This window comes from Paenibacillus sp. cl141a (assembly GCF_900109305.1).
GTDB classification, from domain to species: Bacteria; Bacillota; Bacilli; order Paenibacillales; family Paenibacillaceae; genus Paenibacillus_AQ; species Paenibacillus_AQ lautus_A.
The window spans coordinates 230296-248606 of the sequence record NZ_FNZO01000008.1 but is presented as its reverse complement, the minus strand read 5'-3'; the positions used below and the strand labels follow the sequence as shown (position 1 = coordinate 248606).

Genomic DNA, 18311 nt, shown 5'->3' with positions numbered 1-18311 from the left:
GGACCTTCATGATCATTACAACTGGAGAAGCGGAAGCGCCGGACATCGTCGAGCGCGCCAAACGTTTAGCCCAGGAAACCGGCTGCCGTTACGTCCAGCGCGGCGGCCATTCATTGCGAAAATTAGCCCGCAGGTTCGGGGACGACGACGTACTGGTGGTACTGAACGGACATGTGCGTTTGAGCGGACCTGGCGGCTCTGTCATGGAATTTCACCCGAGCATGGGCTTTGTCCGATTGAAACGGGTGCTGAACGGAAAACCCGATCCCATGCTGGAGGCATCGGGAATGGAGGAGGGGGACTCCGTGCTGGATTGCACGGCGGGCCTTGGAGCGGACGCCTTGGTATTCTCGGGCAAGGGAGGGGCGAACAGCCGGATCACCGCCCTGGAAAGCTCGCTGCCTTTGTTTGCGCTGCTGAAAGAGGGGCTACGGACCTATGAAAGCCATCTGGAAGCCAGCGATCAGGCGATGCGGCGAATCGAGGTCAGGCACGGCCATCACCTGGATTATTTGAAATCGCTGCCGGACCAAAGTTTCGACATTGTCTACTTTGACCCGATGTTCCGTGAACCGATCACCGACTCGGCTTCCATCAACCCGTTAAGGCATTATGCAAACGGCGAGCCTCTGGATGCGGAAAGCGTGAGGGAAGCGATCAGGGTCGCGCGCAAAACCGTCGTCATGAAAGAAGCGCGATCCAGCGGAGAATTCGAACGGCTCGGCTTTGCGCTGCCTGAACGGGGAAAATCCAAAATAACGTACGGAGTGATTCCCATTGACAGATAATACCAAACTGAAACTGCTGGTTCTCATTGGACCGACAGCGGTAGGCAAAACCAAAATGAGCATTGAAATTGCAAAGGAATTCGGATGCGAGATTATATCCGGCGATTCGATGCAGGTATACCGGGGCATGGATATTGGCACGGCCAAAATTACCGAGGAGGAAATGGAAGGCGTGCCCCACCATCTCATTGACATTCACGAGCCTGATCACCCGTACTCGGTGGCCGAATTTCAAGAGCAATGCCAGCGGCTGATCGCCGAGATCACGGAGCGGGGGAAGCTTCCGTTCCTCGTTGGCGGAACCGGGCTTTACGTAGAGTCGGTATGCTACGGTTATCAGTTCAGCGAGACCGGAGCGGATGAAGTTTTTCGGGAGGAGCAGTTCCGCTACGCCAATGAACATGGTGCAGAGGCTCTCCATCAGAAATTGGCAGGAGTAGATCCTGAAACGGCCGAGCGGCTTCACCCTAACGACCTACGCCGGGTCGTTCGTGCTTTGGAAGTATTTCATGTGACTGGCGTCCCACTTTCGGCCCAGCTAGCGCCTCAAACCAAGCAGTCTCCCTATGACTTATGCTTGGTCGGTTTGACAATGGACAGGCAAATGCTATATAACCGTATTGAAGAGCGAATTGACCTTATGCTGAGCCAAGGACTTGTTGATGAGGTGGCGGCGCTCATGGACAAAGGGTTCGCTCCGGGGCTAGTATCCATGCAAGGGCTGGGTTACAAGGAAATCGTGTCGTACCTTAAAGGGGAGTTCAGCTACGAGGAGGCCGTCGTGCTGCTTAAGCGCGATACGCGCCGTTTCGCTAAGCGGCAGCTATCTTGGTTTCGCCACATGAAGGACATCGAGTGGGTAGACGTCACCGACTCGGGAAATTTTTCTGCTAACTATCAAAAAATCCGTGCTATAATAGCAGGAAAGTTTCACTGAAATCTTGAATATATTTTCAAAACAATCTAATTGAACCATTGGGGGTACGGCTAATGAACAAGTCCATTAACATCCAAGACACGTTCTTGAACCAACTGCGCAAAGAGAACATTCCGGCCACGGTATACCTTACAAACGGCTTTCAGATCCGTGGAACGATCAAAGCTTTTGACAATTTTACCATCGTGATTGACAGCGACGGCCGTCAGCAAATGGTGTACAAGCATGCCATCTCCACGTTCATGCCGCAGCGTAATGTGTCCCTGATGCAGGATAACAACAGCGAACAATAGATTTTAGAATGGATTCATAGAGAGCAAAATCATACCGCCTTTGATTAATTTGAAACTTTTTGGTTTATAATTCGTTTAGCTTATAAGGAGTGCAGAGAGCAACCTGAGAGGGTTGTTCTTTTCTTTCCGAGGCACGACTCGAGAGTCAGAAGGTTTGATCCCGCAAGGGAGTAAGGAGGGGGACAAATGGCTGGAAAAGATAATCAGATGTCTCGTTTGAATAAAAACAAAGACAACTCGAAGACATCCAAAACCACGAAACCGAATGCAAAGAAGAAAAAGGGCAAGGGAAAGCGAATTGCATGGGCGCTGTTTTTCACGGCCGTCATTGCGATTTTCTGCGCGCTTGCAGGTTATTTGTTCATCCTGATCAGCGGAGAAAAGCTGCTGGAACAGAATCAGGATAAATTGACCGCTTACGGTACTTCCAAAGTATATGACCGCAACGGCACGCTGATGGGCGAGTTGTCCCTGCAGAAGAGCGATCCCGTGAAGTACGAGGATATTCCGGAGAAATTGATACAAGCATTCATTGCAACTGAGGATAAACGGTTCATGGAGCATAACGGCGTGGACATGTGGTCGATCGGCCGTGCAGCAGTAAAGGATATCATGGCCCGGTCCATGGTGGAAGGCGGAAGCACGATCACGCAGCAGCTGGCGAAGAATATATTCCTGACCCGGGACAAAACATTCTTCCGAAAGGCGACTGAAATGTCGATCGCGCTGGCGCTTGAGCGTCAGCATAGCAAACAAGAAATTATCGAGATGTATTTGAACCGGATTAACTTCGGTGGACCATATTACGGCATCAAAGCCGCATCCGAGCGTTATTTCGGCAAGTCGGATCTGAAAGAGCTGGATTTATGGGAAATGGCGACGCTTGCGGCAATGCCGAAAGGGCCGTCCCGCTATAATCCGCTCAAGAATCCCGACCTTTCCAAAGAGCGGCGCGCGGTCGTCCTTACCCTGATGGAACAACAGGGATATATCACGGCCGAAGAGGCAGCGGAAGCCAAGAAGGTGGACTATGCCTATACGCCGCCTGAAAGACAACAGAAGTATACGGCGTTTATCGATTATGTCATGGAAGAGGCCGAAGAGAAGTGGGGCCTTACCGAGGATGACGTTAACATTGGCGGTTATCAGATTTATACCACGATGGACGTGAATGCCCAAACGGCCATGGAAGAGGAATTCAATAATCCGGCCAACTTCGAGGAAAGTCCGGATGACGTGCAGGTTGAAGGCTCCATGGTCATCATTAACCAAGAGACCGGCGGGATCGTCGCCATGGTCGGCGGTCGGGAGTATACGCGCGGCGGGTTCAGCCGGGCTACCGACAGCCGTCGTCAGCCGGGCTCCGCTTTGAAGCCGATTGTATCCTACGCGCCGGCGCTTGAATCCGGCAAATTTACGAAGGATTCGAGACTCAGCAACAAGAAGCAGTGTTTCGGCAGCAATTACTGTCCGAATAACCTGCACGGTTACTCGGAGACGATCGGCATGCCGGAAGCGATTCAGCGTTCCGAGAACATCCCGGCCGTATGGCTGTTGAACGAAATCGGCGTGAAAACCGGATTTGATTTTGCGCAAAGCCTCGGCATCAAGATGTCCGAAGGGGATGCGAACCTATCCTTGGCCCTGGGCGGCATGGATACCGGTACGAACACCTTCGAGATGGCTCAAGCTTTCAGTGCCTTTGCCAATGGCGGAGAATTCAAAGAGGCTTTTGCCATCAAACAAATTAAAGACAACAAAGGCAAGGTTGTGCATGAGAACAAGGGCAGCAAAGGGAAGCGCGTGATGAGCGAGACGACGGCTTCGCAAATGACGGACATGATGCGTCGCGTCGTAGAGGACGGAACGGGTAAGAATGCCCGGATCAGCCGTCCGGTAGCCGGTAAGACGGGAACCACGCAGAGCGGCTACAAGGGCGTCAGCTCGAACCGCGACGTATGGTTTGTCGGTTATACGCCGGAATTAACGGCAGCTGTATGGATGGGCTACGATAATCCTGATCGCCAGCATCTGCTGAAACGAAGCAGCTCGATCTCTGCTTCCTTATGGGGCAAAGTGATGGAGAAGGCGGTTCAAGGCTATGAGGCGAAGAATTTCCCGAATGTCCAGCCGGTACAGCCGCCTGTAGAAGAACCGGCATTAAGCGCAGTCAACGGTTTGACGGGCTCTTATAACGGGGAGACCCAGACCGTATCACTGAGCTGGAATCCGGTTCAAGGCAATGTTCAGTACCGCATATACCGTAAGGAAACGTCCGAGTCCGAGTACACGCGCATCCTCGATTCTTTGGGCGGAACCTCCATTGAGGATATGAGTGCGATGGAAGGATTGACATACGATTATTACGTAACGGCCTTCGATCCATCAACCGGCGATGAATCGGAACCTTCAAACATTTTGCAGATCGTGGCTGTTTCCGAGGAATTGCCGCCTGAGGATCTGGAACCCGATCCAGGAGACACTCAAGAACCGCCTCCGGTGGATAATGGTGAGAACGGGGAAGGAAACGAGATGCCGGGTAATGAGAATGGTAACGGCAACGGTAATGGTAATGGTAATGGTAATGGTAATGGTAACGGCAACGGTTCGGGCGAACCGGGCAATGGCCATGGGAATGGAAACGGAAACGGAAACGGTACGACTCCGCCTGACAATGGAAACGGAGCTGGGAATGGTCAGGATGGCCAAAATCCCGGCGACGGAACGGATGGCTCAGGAGATGGAACGAGCACCGGTGACGGTGGCACGGGAGGAACCGACACGGATACCGGCAATATCCCTACGGTTCCGGGAACGATCGTGGATCCGTCGGATCCGGCGAACACGTCTGACCAGTCCCAAGACAGCCCATAATAAATTCAGAAGCCTCCGCATGATTGCGGAGGCTTCTTTGTTTTGAGTGTGTTACCCAAATGTGGTAAGCTGGGAATACGAATGGGGAGGAAAAGTTCCATGAAACGTAAATTCGGAGATCGGGCGAATTGGCGCCGTATCACCCGCCGGCACTTCACTTCCCGGTATGTGGAATGTGAGCAATTTACAGGGTATCTCACGTTATATACCATCTATGGCCTGAAAGAACCGTTGTGGAAGACGTATGGCCGTCATACTTACCGAATCGCGGACAAAGGCTATTCATGGCTGCAGTATTATCCCAAGGACAGCCATTACATCGTTACGGCCATGTTTGACGACAAGCGGAATATTGTTCAATGGTATATCGATATTTGCAAGAAACAAGGTGTAACCGATCAGGGCGTCCCATGGTTTGACGATCTATACCTGGACGTTGTGGTCGTCAAGAATGGCGAAGTGTTCTTGCTGGATGAAGATGAGCTTGAGGATGCCCTGCGCCGGAATGATATCACCCGGGATGATTACAGGCTTGCCAAGGTGACTGCACGAAACCTGCTTCGGGCCATCGACGCACATGAATTTCCTTATTTTATGATGTCACTGAAGCATCGCGACCAGTTATTTCATAACGGAGAGTTCAGGAGGAAGAAATAATGCGTCAGGAAATACATAAAGGCCTGCCGACCGCAGGCACAAGAAAGAGAGCATGGTATCGGCGAGGGATGTATGCCCTGCTCTCGCTCGTCGTTCTCGGAGTTTTATGGTCAGGTTATGCGTATTGGAAAATCGAAAGCGCCATCAGCAGACCTGCGGAGAAAGCGGACGTCGGCATCATTTTGGGCGCCTCCATGTGGGGGGATCAACCAAGTCCCGGCCTTCGCGAACGCCTTGAGCATGCGCTGGTTGAGTATAATGCCGGTCGATTCGATACCTTCATTGTTACAGGCGGTCTGGATAAACCCGAGTACAATTATACCGAAGCCGAGGGGATGAGAAACTTCCTGGTCGAGGCAGGGGTGCCTCAAGAACGAATCTTCCTTGAGAACGAAGCTACGAGCACTTACGAGAATTTGCTATACAGCCAAGCGATCATGGAGGAGCACGGGTGGAACACCGCTATCATTGTAACCCATGATTATCACGGGACTAGGGCCATGGAGGTCGCAACAGCCCTTGGCTACGATCAACCCTCGATGTCGCTGACAGAATCTACCGTTCTGCCCATGGCTAAGCACAAGTCCCGGGAAGTGCTGGCTTATACGAAATGGACGGCCGATCGGCTGTTGATCGCCATGGGTGTCCTATGAGGACGAAACTTCTAATAAGCAGGCTGTAAATAGAATACATTGGAATAGATAGTCAGCCCTTTGGATAAAGAGGTGAGGAGCAATGAACGGGCGTGTAACGGCCGCTAACGGCCGATCTGAAGGACGGCCATCCCGGCAGATAAATGTCGTGCTCCGCAGCGCGGAACCCCCACTCATCAGCAGTGCGGTTCCGGAACGCGAACCGGCCCCTTCGCCGAACCCTGTTTCCCAGCACAGTCTATTCCAAGAAATACAAAAAGAGCTGGATCAGCTGGTAGGTCTAGAACAGATCAAAGACTTGGTGTTTGAAATCTATGCTCTGCTTCAAGTAGCCCAGATGCGTTCGGAAGCAGGCTTATTAAGCGGCGGTCATGTATACCATATGATTTTCAAAGGAAATCCCGGTACGGGCAAAACGACGGTCGCCCGCATCGTAGCGAAGCTGTTTCAGAAGATGGGCGTGCTGAATAAGGGCCACCTGGTCGAAGTGGAGCGGGCGGACCTCGTTGGCGAATATATCGGCCACACGGCACAAAAGACCAGGGAACTGGTCAAGAAGGCGTTGGGTGGCATTTTGTTCATCGACGAGGCCTACAGCCTCGCCCGCGGAGGCGAGAAGGATTTTGGCAAGGAAGCGATCGATACGCTTGTCAAAGCCATGGAGGATCATAAAAACCAGTTCATTCTTATTCTGGCAGGTTACAGTGACGAGATTGATTTTTTTATGGATACGAATCCCGGTTTGCATTCCCGTTTTCCGATCCAGATGGACTTCCCGGATTACAATCTGGATCAATTGATCCAGATTTCGGAGCTGATGGCGAAGGAGAGAGACTACATCTTGATGCCGCAGTCGCTGAGCAAGCTGAAGGACCACCTGCAGCTGGAGAAGGACCATGGGCTGCACGCCTTCAGCAACGCGCGTTATGTACGGAATGTCATCGAGAAATCGATAAGGAATCAATCGGTCCGGCTGTTGAATCAATACGTAACGGGCAACCCGGGCAAGCTGGAGCTTATGACCCTGCGGCCGGAGGACTTTAAGTTAAACGGAAAATTACAATGAATTTAAGCTTGTCTTCGAACATAATGAAGGGGTAACACTGCTTTCTTTGGATCATAATGTTTATTGCAGGCAGCAGCGGTTAGTTAAATTAGTAGACGTATCGTTAGAAGGAGTTGGCTATATGACAAATATAACGCATGATACCCGGACAGAGATCGAAGATAAAGCCGTTCTGGTCAGTTTGGTTACGGACGCGGTTAAACGCACCGGGATTAATCCGGAACACTCGCTGCAGGAGCTGGTCCAGCTGGCCGAAACCGCTGGAGTAGAGGTGCTGGATGTCATTACGCAAAATCGGGAAGTGCCGGATTCCAAGTGGTTTATCGGCAAAGGGAAAGTCGAAGAGCTGCGCATGGCGATTGATGGCTTAGGCGCTACCACGGCCATATTCGACCAGGAACTATCGGGGGCGCAGGTTCGAAATCTGGAAGAATCGCTTGATGTCAAGATTATCGACCGGACTCAATTGATTCTGGACATTTTCGCGCAGCGGGCGAAAACCCGTGAGGGGATTATCCAGGTGGAGCTGGCCCAGCTTACGTACCTGCTCCCGAGGTTGTCGGGACATGGCAAAAATCTGTCCAGGCTCGGAGCGGGAATCGGGACGCGCGGGCCGGGGGAGAGCAAGCTCGAAACCGACCGCAGGCATATTCGCGACAGAATCAGCGACTTAAAGCGGCAGTTGGATGAAGTCACCCGGCATCGGACGCTCCATCGGGAGCGCCGGAAGAAGAGCGGGGCCGTGCAGGTTGCGCTTGTTGGTTACACCAATGCCGGCAAATCGACTTTGTTGAATCGGTTAACGGCCGCTGACGTTTATATTGAAAATCAATTGTTTGCGACGCTGGACCCCACTTCGCGCGTGCTGGAGCTGCCAAGCGGCAAAGAAGTCGTGCTGACGGATACCGTAGGATTCATACAGAATCTTCCCCATGATTTGGTGGCTGCATTCCGTGCGACGCTGGAAGAAGCCAACGAAGCCGATCTGATCCTTCATGTCGTGGATGCTTCTTCACCTATGCGGGACGAACAGATGGCGGTGGTTCAGTCCATTCTTCAGGATTTGGGAGCCGCCGATAAACCTCAAATCGTCCTGTTTAACAAAAAGGATGCTTGTGAGCCTGGCCAGCTGGAAATGCTGCCGACGGGTGAGGGGCAATTAAAGATCAGCGCGTACGTCGATGAGGATTTGGAATCGGTGCGCGAAGCGATACAGGACCGGCTCTCCGGAGGCAACGTCACGTTCCGGATTCCGGCCGACCGCGGCGATTTGAACTCGGTAGTATACCGGGTCGGAGACGTGCTGGAGCAGTCTTTTGACGAGAATGATATCCTCTATGAGGTCCGGATCAATAAAGCGGATTATGAAAAGATGGGTTATTTGCTTCATGATTACGTTCAGAATGGATCTTAAGCATAGGTAGTAAATGCGCATATGCCCCTGTTCAGGGGCTTATATTGCGTGTTCGGGGCGGTTTTGAAACGTTGATGAGTTCTATGTAATAAAAATATGTGTTAAGATGTGAGACATCATGTGTATAAGAGGAGAGAGCAGTTCGTCATGGCAAGATTTTCGCAAGATATACTTGAATTGAGCAGTGAGATTGAGTCCAAAATCAGTCGGCGTGTACGGGAGATTGACACCATTGTTGATTTTAATCAGTGGAAGGTCATTGATGCTTTCCAGAAGTTTCAGGTGAGTGATTTCCATTTTGCGGGTTCCACCGGCTATGCCTATAATGATCGTGGCCGTGAAGTGCTGGATGAAGTTTACGCTGAGGTATTCAGAGCCGAATCGGCACTGGTGCGGCCCCATTTTGCCTCTGGAACCCATACGATCTCGACAGCCTTGTTTGGTGTATTACGACCGGGAGATGAGCTGCTTTACATTACTGGTCGTCCCTACGACACGCTGCATAAAGTCATTGGCAAGCCCGGGGACGGCACCGGATCGCTGCGCGATTTCGGTATCGGCTATCGTGAGGTGGCGCTGACAGAACAAGGGGACATTGACTGGGAGCGGGTCGAGAGTGCCATCGTGCCTTCAACGAAAGTTATCGGTATCCAACGCTCCCGGGGGTATGATTGGCGGTCTTCGTTTACCGTTGCCCAAATTGGCGAGATGGTAAGCCGTATACGGTCCATTCGCGAGGATGTAATCGTGTTTGTGGATAACTGCTACGGTGAGTTTACGGAGCGTCTGGAACCGACGGAGGTCGGCGTTGATCTGATGGCGGGTTCTCTAATCAAAAATCCTGGCGGCGGCATTGCCGAAACCGGCGGCTACATATGCGGCAAAGCAGCCTATGTCGAGCAGGCGGCGTATCGGTTGACTGCACCCGGAATCGGACGTGAAGTCGGAGCTATGCTGGGAACGACTCGAGGAATCTATCAGGGCTTATTCCTGGCACCTTCCACCGTCGGGCAAGCCATCAAGGGGAGCGTCTATGCTGCCGCGATGTTTGAAGCCGTGGGATTTACGACCAAGCCGGGCTGGCAGGATGAGCGTACCGATTTGATCCAGGCGGTATCTTTTAGCGGAGCGGAACATCTGATCGCTTTTGTTCAAGGGATACAACGGGCCGCGGCCGTGGACAGCCATGTGGTTCCCGAACCTTGGGATATGCCGGGATATGAGCATCCGGTGATCATGGCGGCAGGCACGTTCATTCAGGGAGGAAGCCTGGAATTGTCCGCGGATGCGCCTATCCGTTCACCCTATATCGGCTACATGCAGGGTGGTTTGACTTATTCTCATGTTAAATATGGGGTACTTATGGCACTCCAAAACATGAAAGATCGTAAACTATTGTGAGTTATCCTTACATGCGGTTGACGTGGCTGATCAGGAAATGTACAATAGGATCAGAATAACCACTTGGAAGGTTGATGAGATATGGGTGATGAGATTCGGAGGAATATGGCGTTATTTCCGATAGGCATTGTTATGAAGCTTACGGATCTATCTGCCAGACAAATTCGCTATTATGAGCAGCATAATTTAATTGTCCCAGCCCGTACGTCGGGCAACCAACGCCTGTTTTCCTTCAATGATGTGGAGCGACTGCTAGAGATTAAGGCTTTGATTGAAAAAGGCGTGAACATTGCCGGCATTAAACAAGTCATGAACCCGGTCACGAAAGAGTCTGAAGAGGCTACCGTCATTACGCCGGATACGGAGAACAGACGCCGTGAGATGTCGGAGTCGCAGCTGCGCCGTTTGCTGAAGCAGGAATTGATTACCGCTAAAAGACCGGGTCAGGTTTCATTGATTCAAGGGGAATTATCCCGGTTTTTTAATAAATAAGGATTGCCATGCTGTCATTCTTCATGGAGTCTAGTTTTTATTTAAAAAGGAGAGGATAAAGTGAGTTATACCAGAGAGGACATTCTACGCATCGCCAAAGAAGAAAATGTTCGATTTATCCGCTTGCAATTTACAGATTTGCTTGGAACGATCAAAAACGTTGAAATTCCGGTAAGCCAGCTGCCTAAAGCGCTTGATAATAAAATGATGTTTGACGGTTCTTCCATCGAAGGGTATGTTCGTATCGAGGAATCCGATATGTACCTGTACCCGGATCTGGATACCTTCATGATCTTCCCTTGGGTATCCGAGGACCGCGTCGCACGTCTGATCTGTGATGTTTACATGCCGGACGGCACCCCGTTTGCAGGAGATCCGCGCGGGATTCTGAAGAGAGCACTGAAGGAAGCCGAAGAGATGGGCTTCACTTCCATGAATGTCGGTCCGGAGCCGGAATTCTTCCTGTTCAAAACCGACGAAAAAGGCAATCCGACCATGGAGCTGAATGACCAAGGCGGATACTTTGACCTGGCGCCTACCGATCTCGGCGAGAACTGCCGCCGCGACATCGTGTTGACGCTGGAAGAGATGGGCTTCGAAATCGAAGCTTCTCACCATGAGGTAGCACCGGGCCAGCACGAAATTGACTTCAAGTACGCAGATGCGATCAAAGCGGCTGACCAGATTCAAACCTTTAAATTGGTTGTTAAGACGATCGCTCGTCAGCATGGACTGATTGCAACCTTTATGCCAAAACCGTTATTCGGCGTAAACGGCTCCGGCATGCACTGCAACCAATCGCTGTTCAAAGGCGGCGAGAACGCGTTCGTTGATGAGAGCGACGAGCTTGGCCTGAGCGTAACGGCTCGGAACTATATGGCGGGTATTCTTAAGCATGCACGCGCGTTTGCTGCGATCACGAACCCGACGGTGAACTCGTACAAGCGTCTCGTGCCTGGTTACGAAGCACCTTGCTACGTGGCATGGTCTGCAAGCAACCGCAGCCCGATGATTCGTATTCCAGCATCCCGCGGTCTGAGCACGCGCATTGAAGTGCGTAACCCGGATCCGGCGGCGAATCCGTATCTGGCTCTGGCTGTCATGCTGAAAGCTGGCTTGGACGGTGTTAAGCGTGAGCTGTCGCTTCCGGCACCGATCGACCGCAACATCTACGTGATGACGGAAGAAGAGCGCATCGAGGAAGGCATCCCAAGCTTGCCGGCAAACCTGAAAGAAGCGCTCAACGAATTGATCCGCAGCGAAGTCATCTCGGATGCACTCGGTGACCATGCGCTGGCTCACTTCTACGAGCTGAAAGAGATCGAATGGGATATGTATAGAACGCAAGTTCACCAATGGGAACGCGATCAGTACATTACAATGTATTAATAGAGGGATCCCCGCTGCCAAGTGGCAGCGGGGATTTTTTAAATGCAGACATGAGCAGACATGATTTCAGCATTTAAAATTCATTAGTAAACAGCATGATTTGTGAGTCGGTATAGTTCTCATATATTGAAGCCCAATATTAGGATTGTAAGTGGATATGTTAAGTAGTATCTTTATATCAACATTTTAGCGCAATAGAAAGATCGGATTGTTTATACTTTATAGAATAGAATCTTCCCTTACCTACGGGGAGATTCTTTTTTTGCGAAAAAAGGAACCTTTCCTCGCTTCCATGACTCTAATTAGATGAGGTGAATCGGTTGGAGCTCGAATACTTGAAGCAGATGACGGTCATGGACAGCCAGACGCTGGATAAAATCATGAACGAATATGGAAATGATGTATGGAATTATGCGTATTTTTTGACCAAACAGCATGCCTTGGCAGACGATATTGCACAAGAAGCCTTTATTAAGGCCTATTACGGCATACATACCTTTCGCGGTCACGCGACGCTGAAAACGTGGCTGCTGACGATCACGCGACATACGGCGTTCCGGTACAAACAGGCTTTTTTCTTTCGGAAAGTCATCCTTAAAGACAAGCTTATCGCCAGTTCGTCAAGCCGGTCAGCGGAAGCGGAATATTTGGACGAGCAGTATACGGATGAAATATGGGCAATGATTATGACTTTGCCGAGCAAGCTTAGGGAAGTGTTGGTCCTGGACTTATACTATGAAATGCCAATGCATGAGATAGCGGAGCTGCTTCATATTGCGACAGGCACCGTAAAATCCAGATTGCATCGGGCCAGGAAAAAAGTACAAAACCTAATGAAGGAGAAGAACGATGAGTGAGGATAAACCAGACTGGTACAGCCGGGCTAAAAAAGCTCCCTTTTCAGATGAAAAGTTCACGTCCGAAATGAAAAAAAACGTGCATAGGTCCGTGATTTTCACCGACAGTAAGCCTAGACGTCGAAAGTACCTACAAGTTGGATTGGCTGGCGGGTTCATGCTTCTGATTATTTTATTAGCCTTTCAGTTGCCTTTTGGCAGTCAGGAACAAGAGAGAGCAGGGACTATGCCTCCTTATAGGGAGGAGACAATCCGGGCACAAGGGGTAACGGATGAAGGAAGGTTAAACGTTATTGCAGTTGGACAGGAAAAAATAACGACATTGGGTGCACCGAGCTGCTTCGGGATCGAAACGGATCGGTCGTTTACCGGAAACTACAGCGTGCAGTATAGTACTAACCAAGGTACAAATGAAGTCACTACGCTGGAGGGTCTTACATTTATTCAACCGACATCTGCTCCGGTTGATATGATTCGCCTGCCGTTTCAAGATGCCGATGTATTTATACTCGCACCGCAATATAGGGACTGTCATGGCATACAAATCTATGCGTTCGCCGTAGAGCATGAAACGGGTAAAGCCGTTCAGCTTCGATTTCAGGATGAATCCTTGGCATCCTACTTTTCCTATTATAGACCCGGTACGGTCCCTGAGGTGAAGGAGAATAAGCTTGTTCTGCAGTCTACCGAGGGACCGGGAGGCGAAGGTGCGCCGGATTATGTTTCTGAAAGAAGGTATCAATTAGATCTTACGCAAAATGCGTTGGTTCTAGGGTTGCGTAAGACCGGAACGTTCTAGTGCATGTCCTAAAAAAGAGGTTACCATCCATTAAGGAAGGTAACCTCTTATTCATAAATCTATGAAATTAGTGCACGTCCCTGAAGAGACCGATCACTTTCCCGAGAATCGTTACATGGTTCAAGCGCAGCGGCTCATAGGTAGGATTCTCCGGCTGCAATCGTACATGATCCTTCTCCTTGTAGAAGGTCTTCACGGTTGCTTCATCTTCTTCTGTCATTGCTACGACAATGTCACCATTGTCCGCGGTTTGCTGCTGGCGAACGATGACGTAGTCACCGCTGTGAATACCGGCTTCAATCATACTGTCGCCGACTACGGACAACATGAACACCTTATCGTCGCCCACGTAATGCTGCGGGAGCGGGAAATAATCTTCAATGTTCTCCATGGCCGTAATCGGTACGCCTGCTGTGACTTTCCCGACGACAGGCACTCTGGCAATGGTGTGCGTAAACAGATTCGCGCTTTCGGATTCTTCTTGGCCAAGCAACTCGATCGCTCTTGGTTTCGTAGGGTCACGGCGGATCAGGCCTTTCTTCTCCAAACGGTCCAGATGACCATGGACCGTAGAACTGGAGGCTAGTCCGACAGCCTCGCCGATTTCCCGGACAGAAGGCGGGTAACCCTTGCTACGAACTTCGTTGCGGATAAACTCTAAGATCGCCAGCTGGCGGCTGGATATTTTCGACATGCCGTATCAACCCCATTTAGTAACGTTTGGGAAAATTATAACATAGAACTACCGTTCGTACAAACATAAGTTCTAAAATAAAAATAGAACAAATGTTCTTTTGGGTATTGAATCAAACAAGTGTTCGTGTTAAGATGAATCCATAAGAGAACACTTGTTTGGGAGATGATGATTCCATGTTGAAATACAGTACATACCGCAGCATTTATGAGAACGTTCCGGTGGTAACAGAACAATCATCGAAGAATTGGGGCATTTACTTGAAATCGAAGATAGCTTCGATCCCTTTGAATAAACTGTTGTTCACCCTGCTAATTGTGGCCATCTTTTGGACAGGTGCATATTCCGTTTTTGCCGGTGGGACAGAGAGGCCGACTGGAGAGAAGCAGGTGATCGTTCAATATGGCGATAGCTTGTGGCGAATTGCTTCCCTTCATAAACCGGCGGATATGGATACGCGCGTATATTTGGATAGCATTCGAAGAATGAACGGATTGAAGGGTCCTGACATACAGGCTGGAGAAGTGCTGTCATTGCCGGTTTGGTGATTTGACGGTGCTCCTAACCTATAGGCAATCATTCTCCATAATATTCACCAAGTACTGTTGGTTGCTTCCTGTTTACTGAACATCATATTCTGCTTATCAGATTGAATCTTTTACGCGTAATAGCGCGTTTACAATAGATGACTATGGATTACCTCTCCATAGACGGTATCCATTTATACGCAACATATGTTCATATTTATTCTTAGACGAGCTTGCAAGGGCCCAGTTGCCTTGACAAGCTCTTTTTCACATGTTTTAGTTATACATGATATCGAAATTGGAGGAGAAGTCATGGACATCGATACTTTGGTAGAACGCATCAATGTATTAGCAAGAAAGAAGAAGAATGAAGGGTTGACCGAGGAGGAGCTAAAAGAACGGGCCGAGCTTCGGGAAATATACCTTAACAATATTCGCAGTAACTTTAGACAACAGCTGGAATCGATTGAATGGGTTGATGAAAACGAACAAAAAGGCGGCCCGCGATTAAAGCACTAGTCGATTAACCGTTCAAGGATTTATATTCAGCGGATCCGTGAACAGATAGAAGGATAGCATAATAATACTTGGGGTACCGGTCATTCGGATAATCGATTACGGTTACCCCAAGTTTATATGGTTTATAAACATTTTGATTATGAGTTCAGGGGGAACCAAATGTCACGTTCATGGGAAAGAAAAGTCAGCAAAAATATGTCGCAGCTTAACAAACAGCGCAAAAAGCAGGGATTGACCTCGTATCAAGGGTCTGCGATTAGTGATAAGCATGACGTGTTTAAGGGTCGTAAGTATGTACTTCCGTTAGTGCTTGTTGCATTGGCCGGTTTGTATGCGCTTCTCGGAACGGCAACTTCACAGGCAGCCGGCGGAAGCAATGATGTATTGAATTGGGTTGGCGTCAGCTTGTATATCCTGTTGGCGCTCATGATATTTCTCCGCAAGCCTTATTTGAAGATTGAGCGCGCCTCCGTGTCGACCATGAAGTTCAACCGGGAACGCCGTCTGGCCGTATCCGATATCGAGAAAATCAAATTGGCTTCGGGTTCCGTCGTGATCCAAGGCAAGGGAAAAGCAGGCAACTGGGTGTTCTCACGAATGATGAATCTTTACGATACCAAAGCCATGGGCGAAAGATTGGAAGAGTTTGCAAAGACTCATCAAATTCCAGTGGAGCACAACTAACCCGATAGAGTAGATCACAATGTAGATGAGGAGTGGGAGAGAAATGCCGATTGCTGCGGTTTTGTTTGATTTAGACGATACGTTATTGTGGGATGAACGCAGTGTAGAAGAAGCGTTTGAAGTGACTTGCCGAGCCGGAGCGACGGCAACCGGCGTTGATGCCGGCGCGCTTTTAGCCGCGGTGCGTGAGGAAGCAAGAGCATTGTATGAATCCTATGATACTTTTGCGTTTACCAAGATGATCGGGATCAATCCGTTTGAGGGCTTGTGGGCTAATTTTACGGCTGGATCCCAGCCCGAATTCCGAAAGCTGCAAGAATTGGCTCCCGTTTACCGCAAAGAATCCTGGCGGCGCGGACTTCATCGCCTTGGCGTTGATAATGAAGCGTTGGCGGAGAAATTGGCAGCGCAATTTGCGGCGGAACGCAGAACAAGACCTTACGTTTATGAAGAAACCTTTGAAGTGCTGAAAGAATTGCAGGGTAACGTGAAGCTGCTGCTTCTAACGAACGGAAGTCCGGATTTGCAGCAGGAGAAGCTTGATGGCGTTCCGGAACTGGTCCCTTATTTTGACCACATTATAATCTCGGGTGATTTCGGCAAAGGCAAGCCGGATGTTTCCATATTCAAGCATGCACTTGATCTGTTAGGCGTTGAAGCGGATCAGGCCGTGATGGTGGGAGATAAGTTGACCACAGATATTAAAGGCGGGAATGCCGCAGGACTGCATACGGTTTGGATCAATCGGGTAGACCGGCCTCATGATCCGGCCATTCAGCCGAAGTTTGAGATCAAACATTTATCCGAGCTGCATGCTATTGTGGCGTCCTTATAAATGACGTGATGAAGAACTCACAACTACTCTACAAGATATATTAGCTACATAGGAACAGTCCTGGCAGCAGCTGCTGCGATTCGGGGCTGTTTTTTTGTTGGTTGCCATGTTTGCAAAGGAAAGAGTATGTTGGCAGTGACAAACGTCACACAATTGTAAGCTGCATGAGATAGAAGTTAAAGAATAATACGATATAATGAGTTAGTAAAATGACGCTCTTTGGAATGGACCATTACGTGAATAAATCATACATAGCATGAATTCGTAAAAGAGGTGGTTGGATGACCAGGAAAAAGATGGCCTTTATTGCAGCCATGGTGTTGATGGCGGTTGCGCTTGCCGCATGCAATGACAGCAAGGCGGAGCCCAGTGATGACGTGATGGCGGAGCCGATCATCGTAGAGCTCTCTCTGACGCCAGAGAGCATTAAGGCAGGCGAGAAGGTGTTGATCGAAGCGAAGGTAACACAAGCCGGCAGCCCGGTCGAAGATGCAAACGACGTGGAATTCGAAGTGACACTGGAAGGCGGAGGCGTTCAGGCAAAGGTACCGGTCAAGCATGATCAGGGCGGGGTCTACAAAATGGAGAAAACCTTCGAGGAAGCGGGAACCTATCGCATCGTTTCCCATGTCACGGCAAGAGGGCAGCACTCCATGCCGCTGAAGGAACTGACGGTAACCGAGTAATACACCATACACAGCCAATAAATAAGGCAGCGCATCCATCCGTTGGGCGGATCATGCGCTGCCTTATTCCATTTTCCTATTCAGTCAACCGCTTAAGGCTTATTGGAATTGGGGATCTTCTACCGGAGTAGCTACCCAGCCGTTCTCTTCAATAAAGAGACGAACCGCGATGATCTGCTTGTTCTCCATCAGCGTGAAGAAATGAGGCGTGTTTTCCGGTACGGAGATCACGTCGCCCGGCTCTAGCTCTACGTTAAAGTATCCGACATCGTCGGAGCCTTTAATAATGAAAATCCCTTTACCGCCAACGATCGCACGGATTTCGTCTTCCGAGTGGGTGTGAACTTCTTCGAATTTTTTAAGCAGGTCCTCTATATTGGGCGTGGACTCGGAAAGCGTGATGACATCCCAGATTTTGTAGCCGCGTCTTGCAGCCAGGTCGCGAATTTCTTCGTCAAAAGTGTCCAAAATGCGCTGCTTATCTTCATCACTCAGCTTGAAATTTTCTTGAAGATCTGCCGGGAGTTTATCCATATTCCAATGCTCATAAACAACCTCTTGGTTATTCAGGAATTCCCGAACATTTTCTTCCCCAGTAATGCGTTCGTTCGTGTTGCGAATCACGATTTCTGCCATAGCTTTAACCCTCTTTCTCCCGTTGGATTAATATGTATTATAGCCCCCATCACCGCATTTGTCATCTGCAAATGTTGATTTGTACCGATAGCTGCGCAATATTTCGACTT

At 49.8% G+C, this 18311-nt stretch carries 20 protein-coding genes; 18 read left to right on the top strand and 2 right to left on the bottom strand.

Annotated features, from left to right (window positions below):
* The first annotated feature begins 8 nt into the window (after positions 1 to 8).
* The 13 genes from BMX45_RS21595 (at position 9) to BMX45_RS21535 (ending at position 13620) form a co-directional block, all read left to right on the top strand.
* Positions 9 to 788: a class I SAM-dependent methyltransferase gene (locus tag BMX45_RS21595; protein WP_090911690.1), complete on the top strand. Its 780-nt coding sequence runs from the start codon at positions 9 to 11 to the stop codon at positions 786 to 788.
* Positions 778 to 1725: a tRNA (adenosine(37)-N6)-dimethylallyltransferase MiaA gene (gene miaA, locus BMX45_RS21590; protein ID WP_090911688.1), complete on the top strand. Its 948-nt coding sequence runs from the start codon at positions 778 to 780 to the stop codon at positions 1723 to 1725. The genes BMX45_RS21595 and miaA overlap by 11 nt, the downstream gene beginning before the upstream one ends.
* Before the next feature lie 53 nt (positions 1726 to 1778).
* A complete protein-coding gene (gene hfq, locus BMX45_RS21585; protein WP_009590863.1) occupies positions 1779 to 2018 on the top strand; it encodes an RNA chaperone Hfq in 240 nt (79 codons plus the stop codon).
* 186 nt (positions 2019 to 2204) lie between these two features.
* Positions 2205 to 4892 (top strand): PBP1A family penicillin-binding protein, encoded by a 2688-nt coding sequence (locus tag BMX45_RS21580; RefSeq protein WP_090911686.1) that lies wholly within the window; start codon positions 2205 to 2207, stop codon positions 4890 to 4892.
* Between the two features lie 99 nt (positions 4893 to 4991).
* On the top strand, positions 4992 to 5549 hold the full coding sequence (locus BMX45_RS21575; RefSeq protein ID WP_015734660.1) for a ribonuclease FAU-1 family protein: 558 nt from the start codon (positions 4992 to 4994) through the stop codon (positions 5547 to 5549).
* Entirely contained in the window at positions 5549 to 6202 is a 654-nt protein-coding gene (locus BMX45_RS21570; protein WP_090911684.1) for a YdcF family protein, read from the top strand. The genes BMX45_RS21575 and BMX45_RS21570 overlap by 1 nt, the downstream gene beginning before the upstream one ends.
* Positions 6203 to 6284: 82 nt before the next feature.
* Positions 6285 to 7268, top strand: coding sequence for an AAA family ATPase (locus tag BMX45_RS21565; RefSeq protein WP_090911682.1), 984 nt, complete (start codon positions 6285 to 6287; stop codon positions 7266 to 7268).
* 121 nt (positions 7269 to 7389) lie between these two features.
* Positions 7390 to 8682, top strand: a complete 1293-nt coding sequence (hflX, locus tag BMX45_RS21560; protein ID WP_090911680.1) for a GTPase HflX — start codon at positions 7390 to 7392, stop codon at positions 8680 to 8682.
* 147 nt (positions 8683 to 8829) lie between these two features.
* A complete protein-coding gene (locus BMX45_RS21555; protein WP_090911678.1) occupies positions 8830 to 10083 on the top strand; it encodes a methionine gamma-lyase family protein in 1254 nt (417 codons plus the stop codon).
* Between the two features lie 81 nt (positions 10084 to 10164).
* Entirely contained in the window at positions 10165 to 10575 is a 411-nt protein-coding gene (locus tag BMX45_RS21550) for a MerR family transcriptional regulator (RefSeq protein ID WP_006209652.1), read from the top strand.
* 60 nt (positions 10576 to 10635) lie between these two features.
* A complete protein-coding gene (gene glnA / locus BMX45_RS21545) occupies positions 10636 to 11964 on the top strand; it encodes a type I glutamate--ammonia ligase (RefSeq protein WP_015734665.1) in 1329 nt (442 codons plus the stop codon).
* Between the two features lie 320 nt (positions 11965 to 12284).
* Entirely contained in the window at positions 12285 to 12821 is a 537-nt protein-coding gene (locus BMX45_RS21540) for an RNA polymerase sigma factor (RefSeq protein WP_090911676.1), read from the top strand.
* Positions 12814 to 13620, top strand: coding sequence for a hypothetical protein (locus BMX45_RS21535; protein WP_090911674.1), 807 nt, complete (start codon positions 12814 to 12816; stop codon positions 13618 to 13620). Before BMX45_RS21540 ends, BMX45_RS21535 begins: the two co-directional genes overlap by 8 nt.
* A gap of 67 nt (positions 13621 to 13687) precedes the next feature.
* Here the strand turns inward: BMX45_RS21535 and lexA are convergent, their stop codons facing one another.
* The gene (lexA, locus tag BMX45_RS21530; protein ID WP_009596010.1) at positions 13688 to 14314 is read right to left on the bottom strand and encodes a transcriptional repressor LexA; all 627 of its coding nucleotides are present in this window, start codon (positions 14312 to 14314) and stop codon (positions 13688 to 13690) included.
* A 176-nt stretch (positions 14315 to 14490) separates the two neighbouring features.
* On the opposite strand from lexA, the gene BMX45_RS21525 reads away from it, so the two are divergent.
* The 5 genes from BMX45_RS21525 to BMX45_RS21505 all read left to right on the top strand — a co-directional run bounded on the left by BMX45_RS21525 (position 14491) and on the right by BMX45_RS21505 (position 17565).
* Positions 14491 to 14862: a LysM peptidoglycan-binding domain-containing protein gene (locus BMX45_RS21525; protein ID WP_090911787.1), complete on the top strand. Its 372-nt coding sequence runs from the start codon at positions 14491 to 14493 to the stop codon at positions 14860 to 14862.
* A gap of 291 nt (positions 14863 to 15153) precedes the next feature.
* The gene (locus tag BMX45_RS21520; protein WP_015734670.1) at positions 15154 to 15360 is read left to right on the top strand and encodes a DUF896 domain-containing protein; all 207 of its coding nucleotides are present in this window, start codon (positions 15154 to 15156) and stop codon (positions 15358 to 15360) included.
* Positions 15361 to 15519: 159 nt separating this feature from the next.
* Entirely contained in the window at positions 15520 to 16044 is a 525-nt protein-coding gene (locus BMX45_RS21515) for a hypothetical protein (RefSeq protein WP_090911672.1), read from the top strand.
* A gap of 43 nt (positions 16045 to 16087) precedes the next feature.
* The gene (locus BMX45_RS21510; RefSeq protein ID WP_090911670.1) at positions 16088 to 16879 is read left to right on the top strand and encodes an HAD family hydrolase; all 792 of its coding nucleotides are present in this window, start codon (positions 16088 to 16090) and stop codon (positions 16877 to 16879) included.
* 281 nt (positions 16880 to 17160) lie between these two features.
* Positions 17161 to 17565, top strand: a complete 405-nt coding sequence (locus tag BMX45_RS21505) for a FixH family protein (RefSeq protein ID WP_090911668.1) — start codon at positions 17161 to 17163, stop codon at positions 17563 to 17565.
* 99 nt (positions 17566 to 17664) lie between these two features.
* Here BMX45_RS21505 and BMX45_RS21500 read toward each other — a convergent pair whose 3' ends face one another.
* Positions 17665 to 18201 (bottom strand): cupin domain-containing protein, encoded by a 537-nt coding sequence (locus tag BMX45_RS21500; RefSeq protein ID WP_090911665.1) that lies wholly within the window; start codon positions 18199 to 18201, stop codon positions 17665 to 17667.
* Between the last annotated feature and the right edge of the window lie 110 nt (positions 18202 to 18311).

What these genes read in the sequence shown, in the direction of transcription:
- BMX45_RS21510 (WP_090911670.1), top strand. Translation starts at nt 16,088, where the DNA reads ATGCCGATTGCTGCGGTTTTGTTTGATTTAGACGATACGTTATTGTGG.
- BMX45_RS21505 (WP_090911668.1), top strand. Translation starts at nt 17,161, where the DNA reads ATGACCAGGAAAAAGATGGCCTTTATTGCAGCCATGGTGTTGATGGCG.
- BMX45_RS21500 (WP_090911665.1), bottom strand. Translation starts at nt 18,201, where the DNA reads ATGGCAGAAATCGTGATTCGCAACACGAACGAACGCATTACTGGGGAA.
- lexA (WP_009596010.1), bottom strand. Translation starts at nt 14,314, where the DNA reads ATGTCGAAAATATCCAGCCGCCAGCTGGCGATCTTAGAGTTTATCCGC.
- BMX45_RS21535 (WP_090911674.1), top strand. Translation starts at nt 12,814, where the DNA reads ATGAGTGAGGATAAACCAGACTGGTACAGCCGGGCTAAAAAAGCTCCC.
- BMX45_RS21550 (WP_006209652.1), top strand. Translation starts at nt 10,165, where the DNA reads ATGGGTGATGAGATTCGGAGGAATATGGCGTTATTTCCGATAGGCATT.
- hflX (WP_090911680.1), top strand. Translation starts at nt 7,390, where the DNA reads ATGACAAATATAACGCATGATACCCGGACAGAGATCGAAGATAAAGCC.
- BMX45_RS21575 (WP_015734660.1), top strand. Translation starts at nt 4,992, where the DNA reads ATGAAACGTAAATTCGGAGATCGGGCGAATTGGCGCCGTATCACCCGC.
- BMX45_RS21515 (WP_090911672.1), top strand. Translation starts at nt 15,520, where the DNA reads ATGTCACGTTCATGGGAAAGAAAAGTCAGCAAAAATATGTCGCAGCTT.
- BMX45_RS21565 (WP_090911682.1), top strand. Translation starts at nt 6,285, where the DNA reads ATGAACGGGCGTGTAACGGCCGCTAACGGCCGATCTGAAGGACGGCCA.
- BMX45_RS21555 (WP_090911678.1), top strand. Translation starts at nt 8,830, where the DNA reads ATGGCAAGATTTTCGCAAGATATACTTGAATTGAGCAGTGAGATTGAG.
- BMX45_RS21520 (WP_015734670.1), top strand. Translation starts at nt 15,154, where the DNA reads ATGGACATCGATACTTTGGTAGAACGCATCAATGTATTAGCAAGAAAG.
- BMX45_RS21595 (WP_090911690.1), top strand. Translation starts at nt 9, where the DNA reads ATGATCATTACAACTGGAGAAGCGGAAGCGCCGGACATCGTCGAGCGC.
- BMX45_RS21570 (WP_090911684.1), top strand. Translation starts at nt 5,549, where the DNA reads ATGCGTCAGGAAATACATAAAGGCCTGCCGACCGCAGGCACAAGAAAG.
- hfq (WP_009590863.1), top strand. Translation starts at nt 1,779, where the DNA reads ATGAACAAGTCCATTAACATCCAAGACACGTTCTTGAACCAACTGCGC.
- BMX45_RS21580 (WP_090911686.1), top strand. Translation starts at nt 2,205, where the DNA reads ATGGCTGGAAAAGATAATCAGATGTCTCGTTTGAATAAAAACAAAGAC.
- BMX45_RS21525 (WP_090911787.1), top strand. Translation starts at nt 14,491, where the DNA reads ATGTTGAAATACAGTACATACCGCAGCATTTATGAGAACGTTCCGGTG.